Source organism: Aeromonas sp. PS2Canimalfood6 (assembly GCF_048276795.1).
In the GTDB taxonomy this organism is placed as follows: Bacteria; Pseudomonadota; Gammaproteobacteria; order Enterobacterales; family Aeromonadaceae; genus Aeromonas; species Aeromonas caviae.
The window spans coordinates 1-1,303 of the sequence record NZ_JBLUXC010000130.1; the positions used below are offsets into that span (position 1 = coordinate 1).

The following is a 1,303-nucleotide window of genomic DNA, read 5'->3' on the forward strand; positions in this document are numbered from 1 at the left end:
ACATCTGGTGACGGCAGTGATTGCATTGCCACACACGTGGCCGCCTTCTCAGGCGACAACAGGTCTTGTTGGCACATTCAGGGCAGACAAAGCCGTTAGGAAAACGCCAAGTGAACAGCGCGTTTTCGCACTGAGCCTCAGTGCCATAGTCCTTGAGAAACTCAAACAGGCTGTAGCCTTTCTGGAATTGGATTTTGCTTTTGGCCATGATCTCGCACCTCGATAACTGTACGTAACATCAGTATAGTTCGTGGTAACTGACTGCTAATCATGGGTAATCAGGAATGCGAAAGGGGACTCCCTCCGACGTAGGTGGGAGGGGAATTTCGCCGGGGCGTCAGCCCCGCTGGTTTTGAATGTATTGCTTGATCACCTCCAACGATCTCTGCAAACTTCTGCCGCACACTGACCGAAGGAAGCGTGATGCAGATCCCCCAATATCGGCTTTCGATACTTGGTGATAAACACCAAATGTACGTGCAAAGCGTAGGCCGCATGGCGTGATTTATTAATTTTAGTGAATTGCATTCTGTCACTCAATCGGGCTTAATAGATATGGCAATAATGCTACACACTGAGCGCTAAATGCAAATTCTGAAAGCCTACAAATTCCGACTCGAACCGACCGAACAACAAGCGCAACGCCTGCGCCAGTTGGGCGGTTGTGCTCGTTATGTCTGGAATCACGGGCTGGCAGAAACCAAACGCATTCTGGATGCTGGCGAAAAACTGCCTTCTGCCTTTGAGCTGAACAGGATGCTCACCAGTTGGAAGAAAGACCCAGAAATGGCCTTTCTGGCCGAGGCATATACCGACAACCTCCAGCAGAAGCTCAAGGATTTGCATGGCGCGTGGATGCGCTGCTTTGATAAGAAACTCGCCGCCAAGGCACCCGTATTCAAGAAAAAAAGCGACAACCGCGACTCAATCCGCTTCGTCAACTTCGACAAGTATTGCCGCCTTGAAAAGGGTCGCGTGAAGCTGCCTGCCGGGCTGGCGTGGGTCAAGTTCCGTCAGTCCCAGCCAGTTGAAGGGAAAATTAAAAACGCGACCGTCAGCCAAGCAGCCGGGCACTGGTATATCTCCTTTCAGGTCGAGCAGGAGACGCTTGAGCCAATTCACCCCTCCGGCTCAATGGTCGGGCTAGATGCGGGGATCGCCAAGCTCGCAACCCTGTCAGACGGCACGGTGTTTGAGCCCGTCAACAGCTTCAAAACCAATCAGACCAAGCTGGCAAGGCTCCAACGCCAGTTGAGCAAAAAGGTAAAGTTCAGCAGCAACTGGAAGAAACAAAAAGCCAAGA

At 51.7% G+C, this 1,303-nt stretch carries 2 protein-coding genes and 1 pseudogene; 1 reads left to right on the forward strand and 2 read right to left on the reverse strand.

Going from position 1 to position 1,303, the window contains the following annotated elements:
• Both ACNPAA_RS20850 and ACNPAA_RS20855 read right to left on the reverse strand, forming a co-directional pair.
• The coding region (locus ACNPAA_RS20850; RefSeq protein WP_417891987.1) for a transposase at positions 1-208 on the reverse strand (208 nt) is incomplete at its 3' end.
• 173 nt (positions 209-381) lie between these two features.
• Positions 382-528, reverse strand: a pseudogene (locus ACNPAA_RS20855) (IS200/IS605 family transposase); the annotation flags it as partial.
• 57 nt (positions 529-585) lie between these two features.
• Here ACNPAA_RS20855 and ACNPAA_RS20860 point away from each other — a divergent pair.
• Positions 586-1,303 (forward strand): RNA-guided endonuclease InsQ/TnpB family protein (locus ACNPAA_RS20860; protein ID WP_417891988.1); only part of this gene is annotated, 718 nt, incomplete at its 3' end.